This is a genomic window from Bacillus sp. Root920, from assembly GCF_001429445.1.
GTDB classification, from domain to species: Bacteria; Bacillota; Bacilli; order Bacillales; family Bacillaceae; genus Bacillus; species Bacillus safensis.
The window spans coordinates 129,592-147,310 of record NZ_LMJV01000007.1; the positions used below are offsets into that span (position 1 = coordinate 129,592).

The 17,719-nt window shown below is 40.3% G+C and carries 18 protein-coding genes, 1 pseudogene and 1 riboswitch; of the genes and pseudogenes, 5 read left to right on the forward strand and 14 right to left on the reverse strand.

Features of this window, described 5'->3' with window-relative positions; all coding sequences use genetic code 11:
- The first annotated feature begins 20 nt into the window (after nt 1-20).
- On the forward strand, nt 21-221 hold the full coding sequence (gene cspD, locus ASE42_RS11895) for a cold-shock protein CspD (RefSeq protein ID WP_024422747.1): 201 nt from the start codon (nt 21-23) through the stop codon (nt 219-221).
- Nucleotides 222-272: 51 nt separating this feature from the next.
- On the opposite strand, the gene ASE42_RS11900 is transcribed toward cspD, so the two are convergent.
- From ASE42_RS11900 to ASE42_RS11910, 3 genes are all read right to left on the reverse strand, one after another.
- Nucleotides 273-455, reverse strand: coding sequence for a hypothetical protein (locus ASE42_RS11900; protein WP_008346368.1), 183 nt, complete (start codon nt 453-455; stop codon nt 273-275).
- A 172-nt stretch (nt 456-627) separates the two neighbouring features.
- A complete protein-coding gene (locus tag ASE42_RS11905; RefSeq protein WP_024422748.1) occupies nt 628-810 on the reverse strand; it encodes a zinc-finger domain-containing protein in 183 nt (60 codons plus the stop codon).
- 1 nt (nt 811) lies between these two features.
- Nucleotides 812-1,483 carry a ribonuclease H family protein gene (locus tag ASE42_RS11910; RefSeq protein ID WP_041109557.1) on the reverse strand — a complete coding sequence of 224 codons (672 nt, stop codon included), beginning with the start codon at nt 1,481-1,483 and terminating at the stop codon, nt 812-814.
- Nucleotides 1,484-1,577: 94 nt separating this feature from the next.
- Here ASE42_RS11910 and ASE42_RS11915 point away from each other — a divergent pair, with 94 nt between their 5' ends.
- The 3 genes from ASE42_RS11915 to ASE42_RS11925 are packed head-to-tail and all read left to right on the forward strand — an operon-like array spanning nt 1,578 to nt 2,832.
- Complete coding sequence (locus ASE42_RS11915) at nt 1,578-2,267, forward strand: queuosine precursor transporter (RefSeq protein WP_024422750.1); 690 nt, start codon at nt 1,578-1,580, stop codon at nt 2,265-2,267.
- A gap of 1 nt (nt 2,268) precedes the next feature.
- Nucleotides 2,269-2,664: a reverse transcriptase-like protein gene (locus tag ASE42_RS11920; protein ID WP_041109559.1), complete on the forward strand. Its 396-nt coding sequence runs from the start codon at nt 2,269-2,271 to the stop codon at nt 2,662-2,664.
- Between the two features lie 42 nt (nt 2,665-2,706).
- The gene (locus ASE42_RS11925; protein ID WP_003215584.1) at nt 2,707-2,832 is read left to right on the forward strand and encodes a hypothetical protein; all 126 of its coding nucleotides are present in this window, start codon (nt 2,707-2,709) and stop codon (nt 2,830-2,832) included.
- 19 nt (nt 2,833-2,851) lie between these two features.
- Here ASE42_RS11925 and ASE42_RS11930 read toward each other — a convergent pair whose 3' ends face one another.
- From ASE42_RS11930 to ASE42_RS11955, 7 genes and pseudogenes are all read right to left on the reverse strand, one after another.
- Nucleotides 2,852-3,739: a 5'-3' exonuclease gene (locus ASE42_RS11930; protein WP_024428128.1), complete on the reverse strand. Its 888-nt coding sequence runs from the start codon at nt 3,737-3,739 to the stop codon at nt 2,852-2,854.
- Nucleotides 3,740-4,017: 278 nt separating this feature from the next.
- Entirely contained in the window at nt 4,018-4,281 is a 264-nt protein-coding gene (locus ASE42_RS11935) for a YpbS family protein (RefSeq protein ID WP_041109561.1), read from the reverse strand.
- Between the two features lie 41 nt (nt 4,282-4,322).
- Nucleotides 4,323-7,919 carry a dynamin family protein gene (locus ASE42_RS11940; protein WP_056767098.1) on the reverse strand — a complete coding sequence of 1,199 codons (3,597 nt, stop codon included), beginning with the start codon at nt 7,917-7,919 and terminating at the stop codon, nt 4,323-4,325.
- A 133-nt stretch (nt 7,920-8,052) separates the two neighbouring features.
- A complete protein-coding gene (fbpC, locus tag ASE42_RS19370) occupies nt 8,053-8,160 on the reverse strand; it encodes a Fur-regulated basic protein FbpC (protein WP_306299200.1) in 108 nt (35 codons plus the stop codon).
- Nucleotides 8,161-8,224: 64 nt separating this feature from the next.
- On the reverse strand, nt 8,225-8,734 hold the full coding sequence (locus ASE42_RS11945) for an isoprenylcysteine carboxyl methyltransferase family protein (RefSeq protein WP_034623498.1): 510 nt from the start codon (nt 8,732-8,734) through the stop codon (nt 8,225-8,227).
- A complete protein-coding gene (locus ASE42_RS11950) occupies nt 8,731-9,831 on the reverse strand; it encodes a type III polyketide synthase (RefSeq protein WP_034623497.1) in 1,101 nt (366 codons plus the stop codon). The genes ASE42_RS11945 and ASE42_RS11950 overlap by 4 nt, the downstream gene beginning before the upstream one ends.
- A gap of 324 nt (nt 9,832-10,155) precedes the next feature.
- Nucleotides 10,156-10,549 (reverse strand): annotated as a pseudogene (locus ASE42_RS11955) (hypothetical protein); the annotation flags it as partial.
- Between the two features lie 267 nt (nt 10,550-10,816).
- Here ASE42_RS11955 and ASE42_RS11960 point away from each other — a divergent pair.
- Complete coding sequence (locus ASE42_RS11960) at nt 10,817-11,674, forward strand: polysaccharide deacetylase family protein (RefSeq protein WP_025093086.1); 858 nt, start codon at nt 10,817-10,819, stop codon at nt 11,672-11,674.
- Nucleotides 11,675-11,863: 189 nt separating this feature from the next.
- Here ASE42_RS11960 and pbuX read toward each other — a convergent pair whose 3' ends face one another.
- The 4 genes from pbuX to ASE42_RS11980 form a co-directional block, all read right to left on the reverse strand.
- Entirely contained in the window at nt 11,864-13,183 is a 1,320-nt protein-coding gene (gene pbuX / locus ASE42_RS11965; protein ID WP_034623494.1) for a xanthine permease PbuX, read from the reverse strand.
- Nucleotides 13,180-13,764, reverse strand: a complete 585-nt coding sequence (gene xpt, locus ASE42_RS11970; protein ID WP_024422759.1) for a xanthine phosphoribosyltransferase — start codon at nt 13,762-13,764, stop codon at nt 13,180-13,182. Before xpt ends, pbuX begins: the two co-directional genes overlap by 4 nt.
- A gap of 117 nt (nt 13,765-13,881) precedes the next feature.
- A riboswitch (purine riboswitch) is annotated at nt 13,882-13,981 on the reverse strand.
- Between the two features lie 136 nt (nt 13,982-14,117).
- Nucleotides 14,118-15,623, reverse strand: coding sequence for a carboxypeptidase M32 (locus ASE42_RS11975; protein WP_025093083.1), 1,506 nt, complete (start codon nt 15,621-15,623; stop codon nt 14,118-14,120).
- A gap of 125 nt (nt 15,624-15,748) precedes the next feature.
- Complete coding sequence (locus ASE42_RS11980; protein ID WP_024422761.1) at nt 15,749-17,686, reverse strand: ATP-dependent DNA helicase; 1,938 nt, start codon at nt 17,684-17,686, stop codon at nt 15,749-15,751.
- Nucleotides 17,687-17,719 lie beyond the last annotated feature (33 nt).

The following is a 17,719-nucleotide window of genomic DNA, read 5'->3' on the forward strand; positions in this document are numbered from 1 at the left end:
TACTAGGAGGAAAAAGCAATATGCAAAACGGTAAAGTAAAATGGTTCAATAATGAAAAAGGTTTCGGCTTCATTGAAGTTGAAGGCGGAGACGATGTATTCGTTCACTTCACAGCTATCGAAGGTGACGGCTACAAGTCTTTAGAAGAAGGACAAGAAGTTTCTTTTGAAATCGTTGAAGGTAATCGTGGACCTCAAGCTGCAAACGTAACAAAACTTTAATCAACTAAATCAATGATGAAACGACAAAATAAAGAGAGGCTTATGCCTCTCTTATTTGATTTTCAGCTGAATTTCAATGGCTAAAATATTTTGTTTCAGTCGTTGTTCAATTTCAGAAATATCTTTTTCGAGAAAAGGTCTTCCCTTCTTTGCTACATCTACTAGCTGCTCTAGATCGCTGTATACCTCTTGAAATGTTCGATGTAATACCGTTTCGAAATCCTTATTATCCATGCCGGCCTTCCCCTTTTCCTCTATTATCCGTCACTTAGTCAAAAAGTAACTCAACCAAAACTTTCTATAGTTATATCGGCTCATTTTTCAGAATATGTTCTTTTTTTACACATTCTATCCGTTTTTTTTCATGAGCGGATGTTTGAGCAGGGAAAACCGGGGCGGCAGCCGCTTACTTTTTAAGCAGCGTCTGTCCGTATTCTTTTATTTTCTCTCCTACTGTGCATTGCTGAATACAAAAGGAGTGGGCGTATTTTTTTCCATATTCTTTTCGAAAGTGCTTCTTAATCAAACAATCTGAACAATACGTGTCTTGGAGATCCGTCAATTCTTGTACTGCTGTTTTTTTATCCACATTATTCAGCTCCGTCTGCTTCTAATTTCAATTTACTTTCAATTGGAACGTCTGCAAGCATCTGCCTTGCAAGCTGATCCGCTTCTGCATTTTGTTTACGATCGATGACTTCATAGGTTGGCGTTAGCCTCAGCTCTTTTAAAGCCTCTTCAATCCGGTCGAGCCATTTGTTATGTATATCATCATAACAAGGCCATTCTCCTTTTAATTGATTCATGACAACAAGTGAATCGCCTCTAATCGTGACAGAATTTCTGCTTGCTCCAAGGTCTTTTAAAGCTTTGACTGCCTCAAATAAAGCCGCATACTCTGCTTCATTATTGGTGATTCCTTTGAAGGGCTGATTTTTTCTCAAACGATAAGCATCTTCTCCGAGCTTATAGTAGACGACAACCCCAAGACCAGAGTCGCCTGTTTCTTTGTGAAAACTTGCATCAAAATAGACCTGAAGCTGATCAGGTTCAAGCTTTAGTTCTTCATTTAGCTTTTCAAGTTCTTTAATAGACCACATCGCCCCTTTTTCATCTTCAAATGATAGGAGGGACTGTGGTTCTTTTTTATCGATATGTTTGGCTAAAATCAAGGCCTCTTCTAGCTCCATCCAATCTTCTTGGAAAAAAGCAATGGACCCAATCGATTTCACTTTCATTGTATAGTGTGCTCTTAATTTCATTGATCACATCGCCTTCCCGTGCTTTTAAGGTAAACATACGTTATGCTATAATCAAAAAGTTACATTTTACAATGAGAAAGGAAGTTCATGTCACTTGTTTAATGAAGGTATTTGGATCTTATTTGCGATCATTAATTTTATCATTGTTCTTCTATTTTATAAAGGATTTGGCAAGATGGGCCTTTTCGTCTGGATTGGCTTTGCGACGGTTGCTGCAAATTTACAAGTGGTCAAAACCGTTGAATTGTTTGGCTTAACAGCAACACTTGGAAACATTTTATACGGCAGTGTATTCTTTGCAACGGACGTATTGAATGAAAAATATGGACAAAATGAAGCGAGAAAAGCTGTCTGGATTGGTTTTGCCACCCTTTTAACACTAACCGTTGTCATGCAGGAGGCTTTACTTTTCCATCCCGCTCCATCTGACATTTCTCAAACATCGCTGGAAACCATATTTGGCTTTATGCCAAGGGTCGCTCTTGGCAGTCTTGCTGCTTATATCATCAGTCAAATGTTAGATGTTTATGTATATTCGTTTATTCGCCGGATATTTCCTTCTGATGGTGCGCTCTGGGTGCGCAACGCTGGAAGTACGATGATCAGCCAGCTGCTTGATACACTGATCTTCACAACGATTGCCTTTCTTGGGACCTATCCATTTCATGTATGGATCGAAATCTTCATCACGACTTATGTGATTAAATTTATCGTCGCCGCGATTGCGACACCATACGCGTATGCAGCGAAAAAAATGGTTCCGCTTGATGAAAGGGTGAAATAAATTGCCAGCTGAAATATACATTGATGGTGCTAGCGCAGGTAATCCGGGTCCTTCTGGCATCGGTATTTTCATTAAATATGATGGAAAGGCAGAATCTTTCTCGATTCCTCTTGGATCAATGAGCAATCACGAAGCAGAATTTTCCGCTCTCATTGAAGGGATGAAAATCTGCGTAGAAAAAGGACTGCGATCCGTTTCGTTTCGAACAGATTCACAGGTAGTTGACCGTGCGGCCAATGCAGGATTTGCTAAAAATCCAGCCTTTCAGCATTTTATAAAAGAGATGATCGAGCTTCAAAGCCAGTTTGATTTATTTTTCATTAAGTGGATTCCAAGCAAGGAAAATCAAGTAGCTGATCAGCTCGCTAGAAAAGCGATTCACCTTTCTAAAGGATGAATCGCTTTTTTTCGGTTATGCTAATGTATGAGGTGATACTGATTGGATAAAGAAAATAAAGGTCGTGTCACAAATGGGACAACCCCTCAAGGTGATGCGCAAACAAAAGATAAGCAGCCACTATCTCAGCTCGAAAATAGAGCGAAGAAAAGCAACACAAAAAGATGAATTTAGAGATCAGCTTAGCTTAGCTGATCTCTATTTTACTTAACCGATTTACCATCGGTTCAATTCCTTTGATTTGATGGTATCGCAGCATGGCAGCAGCCCGTTCTTGATTGATGTTCACCTTCGTCTCATCAATTGGACAGCTCAGCGGGACATCACATTTGATCTCTGCCAATAGACGGGAAAGCTTCAAATCTTCTAATCCTGCTTGCATTTTCTTTTGCTGCGCAGCCGTTAGTTCATGAACATTTTCTAATAATCCGTCAATGGTTTGATATGTTTGAATAAATTTTAATGCTGTTTTTTCTCCGATTCCTTTGACGCCTGGGTAATTGTCACTTGAATCCCCCATAAGTGCTTTCATATCGATCAGCGCCTTTGGAGAGATACCCATTTCCTCTTCAAATAAGGCTTTTGTATAATGTTTATAGTTCCCGATTCCTTTTTGCATTAAAGCAACCGTCACTTGTTCATTCAATATCTGCAGCAAATCTCTGTCCCCAGTTAGGACAGTCACACGTGCTTCATTCTGATAGACTGCCGCCAGCGTGCCGATACAATCATCTGCCTCAAAGCCCTTTATACCAACGTTTACAATTCCTAGTTCTTCTGTCGCTTCTTTTGCTAAATCAAATTGCGGAATGAGCTCGACAGGTGCCTCTCCTCGATTTGCTTTATAATCTTGAAACAATTCATTTCGGTATGTTTGGCTTCCCATATCCCAGCAGCAAACAATATGGGTTGGCTCAAATGTCTGAACAGCGGTTAATAAATGCTTCAAATAGCCATTTACTCCATTCGTCGGGACACCGTGATCATTTATCATAAAATTTCGATGGACAGCCGTTGCATAAAACGATCTGAATAGAAGCGCCATGCCATCAACAAGCAATACGTGTTTATTCATTCTTATAAACTCCCTTTTTCAAAACAATACTCCTATTCTATCATAGAACATAGAATTCGACATAAAAAAGGCGCCTTCTTCTTTTGGAAAAGAAGTGGCACCTGGGGATTACTTTTGACCGTATTGCATTTTTTTCGATTCTGCTTCTGCGTAGGACGGCATCTCTTTTTGTTTAGGGTTACGCTCATCCTGCTTTTTTGCATGCTGCTTTTTTTCCATCATCATTCCCCTTTCTCGGTTCACTTGTTAAGATGACCAAAAAAAGAGAAAGTTACTCTTTACTTCTGTTTTCGTTCGACATACTCCCTGACCATATCAATTGTGACATGCTTACGCAGAGGAACAATTCCGCCTCGTGCAAGCTCATTCATCTTCGAGGTAATCGCATTGATCTCGTCAGTTGTAAATGGTTCGTTTTGCTCACACTTGAAAACAGCAGTCTCTATTGCCTGCTCTCTTTTCTGCTCAAGCGCAAGAAACGACTTGATATGAGCATTCTGTTTTTGTGAATGTGCGGAAATCTCTTCGTGTACGCTCGTCATTTTTTATCAACTGCTTTCTTTTTTATATAGTCTATCATGAATCAAATGGTTTTCAACTGGTTCTTCCATTCATTTGTTTGTTTGTATACTTGTTCTATCATCGCCTGCTCTTTCGCATCTGTCGTCAAGCTCATGATAAATGTTTGTTTTTGTTCACTCAGCTGCTTGAGCGCTTCTGTTTCATATCTTTCAGTAAAGGTCTTCACCATCATATCGTATCTGCTCTGTAGTTCTTCTTTTTCTTTATCTGCCCATTTCGTCGTTAACTGGAAAAGAACATCTCGAATCGCTTCAATAAACGCTGCCTTCCCGTTCTGTTCAAAGAAAGCTTTCGCTGATTTTTGCTTCTTTAAGAGCGGCTCAAACGGCATCAGGTCCGCTTCCACTTCAATTTGTTTCAGCTCTGCATTTTTCTCATCTGGCGGCGACAGCCGGAGAGAAAAGTAAGGATCTTCTGCACACGCAGCCTGTAATCCTTTCTCCCACTCCTCTTTGAAGTATTGAGTGATAAACGATTCCATTCGAATATCAAGCGCTTTTATCTCCTGTACAAATTCAAATTCATAATCCTTTAACGCCTGTTCCAGCGCTTTTTTCAACTCCTGTCTGAAGTCCCCTTGAGATATTCCAGGATAAAAGGCTGTCTTTAACAGATCATTTGCATAAAGTGACAAGCGCTGAACAATGTGGTAAAGCTGTTCGTGCAAATCCTTTTTCACACTTTCTGTCACTAGCTTAGATCGTTTAATATGACTCATTTGATCAACGATCGCTTCATAGGATGTGTTTATCTTTTTCTTTTCTGCTTGCTTTTCATCTTCCGACTGATGCAGCGTCTCATGCAGCTTCTCAACTGTTCTACATAATGTACTAGCTTCAAAATACAGAAGCTCAATCGCATCTTTCGTTAATTCTTCCTCAATAAAATAGTCGAGCTGTGTTCTAAGCTGTGCATACTGGTTATAAGGCGACTGTCCCTTTCCTTCGATCTCTTCCTTACTGGATACGTGATGAAGGTTTGGATGCCGGATGCCTTCTTTTGTGAGCTCGTTTTTCACATAGTCAAAGACGGTTTCAAGCTCTGTTTGATCCTTTGCGAGGTCAGCTGCATTGATAATAAAAAACATTTTATCCATGCTAAATGAATCTTTTACAAGCCCGAGTTTACGTAAAAATGACCGGTCTGCTTTTGAGAAAGAATGCTGGTAGTAAGTTAAATAAAGAAGGGCATCAGCATCCTTCATATATTGAAAGGCAATCTCTGTGTGACGTTTATTCATACTGCTGGCGCCTGGTGTATCAACAATCGTCAGTCCTTTATCTGTTAAAGGTGTGCTTAAATAGACCGTCACTTCCTTCACCACACAAGAAACAGCCTCTTCTGCCACATATGGCTTTAATTCTTGCAGGGTGACATTGAGCGGTGTTTGTTTTTGAATGGAATCACGGAACTTTTCATGAGCGTTTAAAAAATGGTCAACAATGATGCGGTGATCCTGTTCAAGCTCTCTTTTTTTCAGTGTTCGCTCGAGTTTCGCTTGAAACGTATCTCCCTTTTCTTCTGTTATAGAATAACCGAGAATTTGATCGAGCTCCTCTAATATTTCCTGCTCGGTTTTGAACACTACTTTCACACTTTCATGCGGATGGTCTTCTGTCGGCCGCGTCAGCTTATTGATCGTGGCCGTCGTTGGTGTAGGAGATGATGGCAGCACCTTTCTCCCAACAAGGGCGTTGGCAAACGAAGATTTCCCCGAACTAAAAGCACCGAATAAGGCGAGTGTAAATTCCTTCGCTTGCAGCCGCTTTGTTCGTTTTTCAAAGGACTTTCTTTGAGACCCAAGCGCGTTTAATGGCATTAAAATTTGAGAAAGCTGCTCAAACTGGTCAATCGACTGCGCTGTCGGGATATGCTGTGATTGTCGCATTTGATCAAGCTTTATCTGCTGCTGATTTTCTTTTTCGCTTTCTTCCGTATGAGTTGATGTTTGATTCTGATTTAGCTCGTCATGCTGCATCCGATGTTTTTTCACATAAAACCAATCTTCTTCGATCTGCTCATTTGTTCCGTTTTGCCATATATCCCAGACATGCTCAATATCTTTTCTGATTTGATCATTTTTTCCCATGCATTGCTCCAGCGCTTGGAGCTCCTGTGCTGCCTGGGCCCATTTATCTTGCTGCTTTCCCTTTTCATTCAGGAGCTGGGTTTTCAGCATCTCGGTCATTTGTTCAATCAATGGTATTGCTTTCTGTTTCGTCTGTCTTTTCAGTGCTTCACCAGCATCTTTTGCATATTGCAAAACATATTCATTTGAAAATGTCGCACCGTGATGGATCACGTTTTCAAGCAGTGATTCTTCTACAGGCGTTTCAAACGCCATCACTTGATTTAATAATTCTTCACCAAGCTGATGCTTCTTGACTTCTTTTTTGAGCAGCTCAGCAATATGCCAGTCTACTTCTGCTTTCATTCTTGCTTTGACATCTGCTAAGAACTCATTCGCCCGCTTTTCTTTTTCCTGCTCGGTTTTATTTTTAGCGAACAGCAGACCTACCTTAAAGCCAGGTGCTTTCGATTCAATATAATCACTTGCTAGCTCTCTCATTTTAAATGGGGTTAGATTTGCATTTTTTAAAATGTTCTCGACTTCAGAAGACACTTCATCTGCTAACTGTTTTGCTCCATTTTCAATGAAGCTGCTTCTCGCTTCAAGTTCCTTCACTTCTTTTCTTTTTTCTTGAAGCTGTAAATCAAGATCCTCTTCCTGCAGCTCTTCTTTTAATGAGTCAATATGTTCTTTTAAAACATGCTCTATTTTCTGCTCGGTATAGGCGCGAAGCGATGCTTTCGGCAATGTTTGTAATTCTTGCAGTTTCTCAATCAAACGAATCATTTCGTTTCTTGGATGCGACTCATCAGTCACAGATGTAAAGTATAGATGTTCTTCTTCAATGCCTTCTTTTTGAAGCATATCAACTACTTGATTTTTGTAGTCTTCAAACGCTGTCTCATGTTCATCATGTCGATCGACTTGATTGACGATGAAATAAAGATTTGGCACTTTCTCTTTAATGGAGCGAATGAAACGAATGTTTTCCTCCGAATGAACATGGTTGTAATGAAGGACATAAAAAAGAGCATCTGCTTGGTGAAGAATAGACGCAGCAGATAAAAAGTGAGCATGATCCGTTGAATCAATTCCGGGCGTATCAATCACTGCCACCTTTTCTTCCAGTCCTCGATAGTCCCCGCTAATTTCCACCATTTCAATCTGTTCTCCATCCTTACAAAAACGCTGAACTGCTTCTTTGTCATAAGAACCGCTCATTTTTGCAAAACGACCATCTGAAGTGTGAAGCTTTACTTCACTCTCCCCTTTTCTCACGACGACCAAGTTTGCACTTGTTGGGATTGGGCTCGTTGGCAGGATGTGATCATGAAGCAGATGATTCACAAGTGACGACTTCCCAGCAGAATAGTGACCGGTAAATGCGATATACACTTCTTCTTCTGCTTCCTTTTTGATAATCGATGCTAGTTTGGCTGCGCGTTCATGATCATCCCTTTTGAGAAGACTTTGATATAAAGCACCTGTAGTTTGAACGAGCGAATCTCGAATAGACAAGTCTTTCATGACGATAAACCCCTTTGTTTTTAGAAAAGTCAGTTATGTATGTGATACCATTTTACACAAAATGAAGAGATTTTTCTTCTGATCTGAGGAAATAAAAAAAATCTGCTGCCCGATCAGTCACAATTGACTGCGATCAGGAAGCAGATTTTTTAGAAACACCTTTTAATACGAAGCCAATTAATAGGCTGTATACACAGACCGTACCGAGTAAGAAAACCATTGTCATGTGATCACCGTCCATCCTTCGTGATTGAGAATGCTTATCATTAATGAAAGTGTATCACAATTGATAATGATTTTCAATATTAATTTAACAAATACTGATTGAGCGCTTTCTCTTCTGTTTGAATTCTCACAGCCATCATCCATGCATTTAAACATGTGAACAAAATGGCGGTAAAATAAGCATTAAACAAAAGCGGGATCAGCATAAGTTCAATCGCCACCACTACATAGTTAGGATGCTTTAACCAGCGATAAGGTCCTTTTTTCACCATCATCGCATTTGGTACAACTAAAATCTTTGTATTCCAATACGTCCCAAGAGAACATAATGCCCAGTATCGAATCACCTGTGTGGCCAGCAGGAAAACGAGAAGCACAAGAAAATAGCGCGACGGCGGCCTATTTAACCCCCATACCTCAACCATAAGTGAGAGAAAAAAGCCCGCATGCATAGCGACCATATAAGGATAATGACTAGCACCAAATTCAATGGCACCGATCGCTTTTACTTTCTTTTCATTTCTTTTAGCCACAAGCATTTCAATAAGCCGCTGACAAACGAAGAAACCAATGACGAGCCAAATGATCATGATAAGACCTCCTCCCATTTCATGAGCAGCAGCTCTGAGGAAAAGCCCGGACCAAGCGCTCCGCAAAGACCCATATCTCCCGCTTCAGCAGATTGATGTTCAAGATAATGTTTGATCACATACAAAACTGTGGCAGAGGACATATTTCCGTGTTGTTTAAGCACCTCTTTTGATGAAAAAAGTTGATCCTCTTGTAAGGATAGACTTTCAATATAGGCGTCAATCACTTTTTTTCCTCCAGGATGAGCAAGAAAAACTGATAGATCTTCTGCCGAATACCCTTGCTGCTCTAAAAATTGATCAACCTGCTCTTTTAACCAGCCGGAAATAATGGAAGGAATGTCACGGGAGAAAATAACCCGAAAGCCGTCACTTGTAAATTCCCAGCCCATCACATCCTCAGACTCTTTCATTGTGACGGATTGTGTACCAATCACTTTAGGGACTGTTTTGAGATGGGTATATTCTGATACACCTTTTTCTCCAGTTAAGAGTACCGCGGCTGTCCCGTCTCCGAACAAAGATGTCCCGATTAAATTGCTTTTTGATTGATCTTGCGGCTGGAAAGTTAAACTGCACAGTTCACAGGCGACAACCAGAACCTTTGCTTCTGGAAATGCCCTTATGTATTCGTAAGCCCGGGACAACCCTGCCGCTCCGCCCCCGCACCCTAATCCCCAGATCGGTACTCGTTTCGTATAAGGCGAAAAAGGAAGAACATTCATCAGTTTTGCATCAAGACTTGGTGTCGAAAGTCCGGTGCTTGAAATAAAAAACAATGCATCGATCTCATCAAACGGAATCGGTTTTTTCAGGAACGCCTTCTCATGGAGACAGTGTATGACCGCTTCTTTTGCATGAGCCAATGCTTTTTCCAAATAGAGATTGTTTTTCTCCTCAAAAGAGTGGTGCGTCTGATACCATTCAATTGGCTGCACAAACTGTCTGCTCTCGATTTCTCCGTTTTGAAAAGCTCTGAGCAGCCGGTCGATATCTTTAAACGATCGTTTAAATTGGGATCTAGCAAAATCAGCCGCCTTTTTCTGATCCACATGATGTTTTGGCAGACTCGTTCCAACAGAAAGAATGTACGCCATCGGCTTCACCTCTTTTTTCGATTAATATCCCCTATCGAAAAAAGGATATACATACCAAAACGTCACAATTCAGTCAAAATATTTTCCTCCGGCTAACTTTTTGTCTTGACGACAATTGATAAATATTGGATAATATAGGTGAAAACATGATGTAGTTTTCCTCCTTCACAGGTTCGTTCTAAGCCAAGCGAACCTGCTTTTTTATGCAAAAAAACACTTCTAAAAGAGAAGTGTTCAGACCGTAGAACCCTCCCCTTTACTTTAAATAAAAGTGGGGTTTTCACTATAATTATAAAGGGTTTACGCTGGACATAGTGTTTTCCATGTATGATTTTGACTTTGTGTACAGTTATCTAGAAAAGAACAAGTTTTACAAACCTCTGAACCGGACACATATTGTTTAAATCCTTCTCTAGTCCGTTGTACGGTAAGAGAGAATTTGCCGATATGGGCACAATTTGCGTCCATACACGCATTCATTCTTTTTAGAATAATCTGCTGCTATTCTCGGACGAATGTAAGGCTTGACAGGTTTATCTCTTGATCTATAAAAAGTTAGCTCTGATTCAGTTGTACTGACTTTGATTTCTTTTGTTTCTTCTTTATTTTGTAGTGGTAAGAACTTTTCTCTATGATTTTTGAGATTAATCGCCTCTGTCTCCACTTTCCACATGAGCACCCTTTTTTCAATGAAATCGTCATTATACAACACTTTCATAAGGAATCTTCCTTTCGCTTCGAATTAATGGTCAAATCTGCTGCTATCTTAGCGTATAAATATTAACGTTTCGATCATTATTCGGAATGATTTTATTTAAACATGAATGGATCACCTTTTTTTGCTGATCAACACAAAGTAACAACCATATAAAAAGGATTTTTTCCACTATATACTTAATCAATATGAGTACCAAGAAAAACAGTGAAAAAAGAAAGGATCTACAACATGGTTCGGCTCTAAATTTCATTGACTGGAGTGATTGTAATGAAAAAGGTTTCCCAAAAAAAGACACCCTACAACACGATACTTCTCTCAAAGGTAATTGGTTTAGTGCTTCTTACACTGTTTCTCTTTTTTATCTGGGATATGTCTAAACCCCATTTGCAGGCGACAAATGGGCAAGCAAAAAATGTTGCCAGCAGTGACTTCCGTGACACAAGCATCAGTCTGAAAGCAAAAGATCAGTCTACAAGAACATTGGATACACATTTTAAGACCAATCCAAACCAACAGGCAACGAATAAAACGGTCTTTTTAACATTTGATGATGGTCCTTCTGCTACATCAAATCAGCTGTTAAATGTATTAAAAGCACATCACGTGAAGGCGACGTTCTTCATGCTTGGACCGCAAATCCAAGCACACCAATCAACTGTGAAAAGACTTTATCAAGAAGGACATCAATTAGGTCTTCATGGCATGACGCATGATATAAACCTCTTTTATCAGAACAGCGAGTCTCCCGCAAATGAAATGAGAGAAGCTCAGCGTATTCTTGCCTCTGTTACAGGCGTCTACAGCCGTCTTGTAAGAACCCCCTTTGGCAGTGTTCCAAATTTAACATATCATCAAAAAGTACGTTTAAACCAAAATGGCTTTATTTACTGGGACTGGACGATTGATAGCCTTGACTGGAGATATAAAAACTCACAATATGTTCCAGAGGTATTGAATCAATTGCAAATGTTTGAGAAAAATAAACCATGGGAACCAAAAGTTATATTAATGCATGATCAACCCTCTACCACAAACTATTTAGACAGCCTGATTACACAGCTAAAAGCAAGGGGCTATACATTTGCAGTCATTAACGAAACAATGCCGCCGGTACAACATGAATAGTGCTAATCACAAAAAGCCCGTATCCAAGAGATGCGGGCTTTCAGCTTGTAGACAAACCCTCACACGCTCCTTTCTAGGATCCTAGGACTTCAAAGGTTTTTTATCAAGCTAAAAAGAAGACAAAGAGCTAAAATAAAAGGTCATTTTAGCTCTTTGTCCATCATCTGAACCCTTCTCCAAGAGAGGGGTTTACATAACAGATTGCTTAGGCTCTTCTGCCAGGTCATGCCCGGCTTCTTTTTTAAAAGGAATCATGTGATAAATAATATGAAGCAAAATAGCGGTAAAGCTTCCGGCCACAATGCCGTTACTTGTTAATAATTTAATCGAATCTGGCAGATGCTCAAACATTTGCGGTACGACAGTAACTCCTAAGCCGATTCCCACGGAGCAAGCGACGATCAGTAAGTTCTCCTGCTTTGCAAAGTCCACGCGCGAGAGCATTTTAATACCGTATGCAATGACCATGCCAAACATGGCAACCATTGCACCGCCAAGAACTGATTTTGGAATAATCGTCGTAAAGGCAGCGATTTTAGGAAAAAGACCAAATAACATGAGCAATGCCCCTGTGACGACAATGACTTGGTTTTTCTTAACGCCTGTTAACTGGATCAATCCAACATTTTGCGAGTAGGCTGTATACGGAAAAGCATTAAAGATTCCGCCTAATAACACAGCAATCCCCTCTGCCCGATAGCCTTTAGCCAAATCCTTCTCTTTTAATGACCGGTTTGTTAAATCACCTAATGCGAAATAAACGCCTGTTGATTCAACTAATGACACAATCGCAACTAACGTCATGGTCATGATTGGTGCAAATTCAAAGGTCGGCATCCCAAAATAAAATGGCTCAATCATACGGAAAACCTGAGCGTTTGCCACCTCAGCTGTTTCCACTTTCCCCATAAACGCAGCAACTGCTGTCCCAAGAAGAATACCGATTAAAATGGCGATCGCCTTCATAAATCCTTTCGTGAATCGATAGAGCAGTACAATGATAAACAGTACAAGGAAAGCGAGTCCTAGATTTTCAAAAGAACCATAGTCTGCACTTCCTTCTCCTCCTGCCATATTGTTCATTGCTACAGGAATGAGGGTGATACCAATAATGGTGACGACAGAGCCTGTTACAACAGGCGGGAAAAATTTCACAAGCTTCCCAAAGAAAAATGAAAGAAGAATGATAATACATCCAGAAGCGATAATACTTCCATAGATAGACGAAATTCCATACTTAGAGCCAATCGCAATCATAGGCGAAACCGCAGTAAATGTACAGCCTAATACAACAGGCAGACCGATCCCAAAGAAGCGGTTTTTCCATACTTGAAGCAATGTGGCAGCCCCGCACATGAAAATATCCGCCGAGATTAAGTAAGTCAGCTGTGCAGGCGTGAGCCCGAGGGCATCTCCAACAATGAGCGGTACAAGAACAGCACCGGCATACATCGCCAGCACATGCTGAATACCCAGTGAGAGCGTTTTAACTTTTTTAGCGGCACTCATGATTGTACCTCCCGTACAAACGTGACTTTCCCTTCCTCAAGTGATTCAATACGTGCGAGCGACTCAACGCGGTAGCCCATTTGCACAAGCGCATTTCTTCCAGGTTGGAATGATTTTTCAATGACAATACCAAAACCGGCTACTTTCGCCTTCGCCTGCTTTGCAATCGCAGCAAGTCCTTTCGCAGCTTCACCATTCGCTAAAAAGTCGTCGATGATTAACACACAATCATTTTCACTAAGATGCGTATTTGAGACAGCAATCGTGCTTTCTACTTTTTTTGTAAAAGAGTACACACTGGCTGTTAATAGGTTATCCGTTAATGTGAGTGATTGACGTTTTCTTGCAAACACAACAGGTACTTGAAGAGCAAGCCCAGCCATCACAGCAGGTGCGATGCCAGAAGATTCAATTGTGATGATTTTTGTAATGCCATCATGTTTAAATAATCTAGCAAACTCTTGCCCGATCTCATGCATTAACACAGGATCGATTTGATGATTTAAAAAAGCATCTACCTTTAACACTTGATTTGACAGAACGATTCCTTCGTTCTCAATTTTTTGACGTAACAATTCCATCATTCTTCCCCCTAGCATATTGGCAAACATTCAATTTTTGGCATAAAAAAAGCATTGCTGTCCATGAGGAGCAAGCAATGCGAAAACGATCAACGGATCTTCAGCTCAAACAAGAGCTGTTTCATTTTGCTCACTCATAGTCGGACCGTATCGGTGTCCGGTAGAAACTTGCGTGCCATCATCACGCGATTATATGAGTGTTATAGTGTTCAAATTATAACAAGATTTCAGACGCTTGGAAAGCACTTTTCTTGAAAAATACCGAACTTAAATAATAGATCAGAACAAAATGTTCGTTTTTAGAATATTCAAGCATCAAAAAAGCACCCCTCTCATGAAAGGGTGCCCTTCTTTTATGATAAATACAGTTTCGTATATTTATCCGTTAAGTAGTCGATTAAATATTGAACATTTAATTCTTCGCCTGTTGCATCTTGAATGATTTCAGATGGCTTTTTCCGTTTACCATGCTGGTGAACATGTTCCGTCAGCCATTCTTTTATCGGTGCAAAAGACCCAGTTTGAATGAGCTCATCAAAATTTGGTAAATCTTTGATCATTTGCTGCTTTAATTGCGCTGCATACATATAACCAAGGGCATATGAAGGGAAATAGCCAAAGCTTCCATCAGACCAGTGAACATCCTGCAAGATACCGAGTGCATCATTAGGAGGCGTAATACCAAGATACGCTTGATATTTTTCATTCCAAAGTGCAGGCAAATCTTCAACTGCTACTTCTTCATTGAAAATCGCTTTCTCAATTTCATAGCGGATGATAATGTGAAGCGGATATGTCAGTTCATCGGCTTCAATTCGAATGTAAGTCGGCTTCGATTCATTCACTGCATGCACAAAGTCTTCTAAAGAAACATCTTTAAATTGCTCAGGAGAAGCTTCTTGCAGCTTTTGATAATACGTTTTCCAGAAATCTTCGTGTCTGCCGATAAAGTTCTCAAAGAAAAGAGACTGTGATTCATGGATACCCATCGAAGTCCCATCACATAAAAGTGTTCCGCTCAGTGCTTCATCAATGTTTTGCTCATAAATCGCATGACCACATTCATGAATCGTGCCAAAGATCGCCATTCGAAAATCATGCTCATCATAACGGGTCGTCACACGTACGTCACCTCTGCTTAACGTTACAGCAAAAGGATGGACTGTTGTATCAAGGCGGCCTGCGTCAAAGTCATATCCTAATTCTTTTAAGAAAAAGAGACTCAATTCCTTTTGTTTATCGATTGGGAAGCTTTTCGATAAAAATGAAGTATCCGGCTTATTAGGTGAGGCTTCGATTTTTTTCACTAGAGGAACAATAGCGTCACGAAGTGCACCAAATTTTTGATCAAGCTGTTCAACCGTCATATCTGGCTCATAGTTATTGAGCAGCACATCATAAGGCGTTTTTTTCACGCCCCAATATTGGATGAAACGCTTGTTAAAGTCAATAAGCTGTTTTAAGTATGGTGCAAAGAGTGAAAAGTCTGATTTCTCCCTTGCTTCTACCCATACATGCTCCGCTTTTGATTGCAAAATCGAGTATTCTTTAAATTCTTCTTTCGGAATTTTACTGTTTTCATCATACTCTTTTTGTGATAATTCGAGCGCCTTCTGTGTATCTTTTGACAGCTCATCTCGATGTTTGTTTAATGCGAGAAGAAGATCTCTCATTTCATCAGAAGTCTTCATATTAAAAATATCACTTGATAATTGACCGATCGTTTCAGCTCTAAAATCCGCACTTTTTTTAGGTGCTTGTGTTCTAGAGTCCCAATAAAGTAAATGGAGCGCCTCTGTATAATGGGCGATTTTCCCTAGTAATTGATAAAACGCTTTCTCAGTTGCTTCAAGACTCATGCGTTTGTTCCCCCAATCAATAAAATATGTATGTACGTTTCAAGGCTACTTCAATGAATGTTCTTTTGTCAATGAAAAAGGAGGATACACCGTGGTATCCTCCTCATTTGCAAGTTTTCACCTATTTAAGATGTGATGATGGGCTTCACTGGCAGGACGGATTCAATTTTACTTTGAAGCTTAGTATCTTCCTGACGATCAAAGTAAATATGAATGCTTCCTGCGTCTTGGCTTGTCCGGATCAGTCTTCCGATCCCTTGGCGTAAGCGAAGCAGCATATACGGAAGGTCAACTTCAGCATGTGCATCCTTTGCTTCATTCCTTTTCGCTTCAAATACTGGATCATGCGGCGGATAAGGAAGTCCCCAGATGATCACATTCGTTAATGATTCACCTGGAATATCAAGCCCTTCCCACAGATGAACTGAGCATAACACGGATGTCTCATCAGCTTGGAACTTTTGAACAATCGTGCTGATTTCCTCGTCTCCCTCAAAATATACGTCAAACGGCAGTGATTCATTTGCTGCTTCAAGTTGTTTTCTAAAGAAATGAAGTTCATCAAATGAAGGGAAGAGAATCAGAGATCGTCCTCCATTTTCTTTCAGCTGAGTCATCACTTGCTGTGCTTTTGCCTCTTGCTCAGCGAGCTGCTGAATTCCATGGAAATAAATCTTCATTTGTTCATCGTAATCATACGGCGAAGCGACACTCATTGATAAGTAATCTTTAATCCCAAGACTTTCAGCTAAATAATCAAAGGATTGATTCTCAGACAATGTAGCGGAAGAGAAAATATATGGTCTTTTTTGAGAGAATACTTTTTCGCCAAGTACCTCTGCGACCGTCTTCGGCATCACAACAAATGTTGTATCTAATTCCTGTTTTTCCAGCCAGCTAATGGCATTTTTTTGATAAAGCGATAAAGAATACGCCATTTGTTCAATGTATTCTTCCACAACAGATAATTCGTATTGATCGATCGTATACATCTCAGATTCAAACACGAGCGCTTCTCCGATTTTTTCAAGCAAGTCACACAATTCACTTGCAGAACGCTTCACCTCATCGACACGCCCAATTTCAAGCCGGTGCGAGCCTTTGACTTCTTTGGCATGCGTTTTTAAGAGATAAAAGAACTCATCGTTTGTTGCAAGTGCATCTTCAACAAGCTCTGCAAATTCTTCGCGTATGTCGTTTTGCAAAAGACGTTCCAAAAATGTTTCGAGCGTTGATTGCTTCACTCGGTACGTTAACGCTTTTTGTGCGGCAAACTCGAGAAGATGTCCCTCATCAAATACGACGGAGCTATGCTCAGGAAGCAGCGGAAGCTGACCCTCACGTTTCCGGGATTCCTTCGTCCACACATGCTCCATGTAAAAATCATGTGAACAGATGATGAGATCTGTCGCTTTCCGGTAATGATCTCTTGATAAATTCAGACCGCAGCGATGACGCATATCGCACGTCAGGCAGTCCTGAAACGAGTCATAGCCAATTCGTGACCATTCATCATTTGATAACTCTGGATACTCTTTTCGATCGCCATACGGATAAAAGGTTTGCATGCCATGTGATTCATGAACAAATGAAGGCAGTGATTCATAAATATCGAGCCACTTTTCATCATCTTCACGCTGCATCGTTTTCTCCAGCTTTTTTAAGCATAAATATTGATCATGCGATTTACTTAATCTCGCATCTATTTGAATATCAAGGTGATTGGCAATTTTATAGATATCACCTTCTTGTTTAACGAGCTGTTCAATTAACGTTTCGTCTGCACATGCAATAATCGCAGGCTTCCCTGTATACCTTGCATATGTGACGGCAAATAATAAATAGACGATGGTTTTGCCTGTGCCTACCCCAGCTTCGGCAAACATCACACTTTTTTCTTTAAAGGCTCTTTCTAGTTGAAAAGCCATAAATATTTGTTCATCTCGAAGATCAAAGCCCTTTTCTGGCAAAATGTCATAAAACACATCACCAATCCAGTTGCCCAGTTCTTCGTAAAAATTGTGTTCTTTTGATAATGAAAAAGGCAAACGAGATGCTGTCACCTGCTTCAACCCCCAACTTTTGAATCATTCAGA

What these genes read in the sequence shown, in the direction of transcription:
- cspD (WP_024422747.1), top strand. Translation starts at nt 21, where the DNA reads ATGCAAAACGGTAAAGTAAAATGGTTCAATAATGAAAAAGGTTTCGGC.
- ASE42_RS11900 (WP_008346368.1), bottom strand. Translation starts at nt 455, where the DNA reads ATGGATAATAAGGATTTCGAAACGGTATTACATCGAACATTTCAAGAG.
- ASE42_RS11910 (WP_041109557.1), bottom strand. Translation starts at nt 1,483, where the DNA reads ATGAAATTAAGAGCACACTATACAATGAAAGTGAAATCGATTGGGTCC.
- ASE42_RS11930 (WP_024428128.1), bottom strand. Translation starts at nt 3,739, where the DNA reads ATGAATAAACACGTATTGCTTGTTGATGGCATGGCGCTTCTATTCAGA.
- ASE42_RS11935 (WP_041109561.1), bottom strand. Translation starts at nt 4,281, where the DNA reads ATGACGAGCGTACACGAAGAGATTTCCGCACATTCACAAAAACAGAAT.
- ASE42_RS11940 (WP_056767098.1), bottom strand. Translation starts at nt 7,919, where the DNA reads ATGAAAGACTTGTCTATTCGAGATTCGCTCGTTCAAACTACAGGTGCT.
- fbpC (WP_306299200.1), bottom strand. Translation starts at nt 8,160, where the DNA reads ATGGACGGTGATCACATGACAATGGTTTTCTTACTCGGTACGGTCTGT.
- ASE42_RS11945 (WP_034623498.1), bottom strand. Translation starts at nt 8,734, where the DNA reads ATGATCATTTGGCTCGTCATTGGTTTCTTCGTTTGTCAGCGGCTTATT.
- ASE42_RS11950 (WP_034623497.1), bottom strand. Translation starts at nt 9,831, where the DNA reads ATGGCGTACATTCTTTCTGTTGGAACGAGTCTGCCAAAACATCATGTG.
- ASE42_RS11960 (WP_025093086.1), top strand. Translation starts at nt 10,817, where the DNA reads ATGAAAAAGGTTTCCCAAAAAAAGACACCCTACAACACGATACTTCTC.
- pbuX (WP_034623494.1), bottom strand. Translation starts at nt 13,183, where the DNA reads ATGAGTGCCGCTAAAAAAGTTAAAACGCTCTCACTGGGTATTCAGCAT.
- xpt (WP_024422759.1), bottom strand. Translation starts at nt 13,764, where the DNA reads ATGGAATTGTTACGTCAAAAAATTGAGAACGAAGGAATCGTTCTGTCA.
- ASE42_RS11975 (WP_025093083.1), bottom strand. Translation starts at nt 15,623, where the DNA reads ATGAGTCTTGAAGCAACTGAGAAAGCGTTTTATCAATTACTAGGGAAA.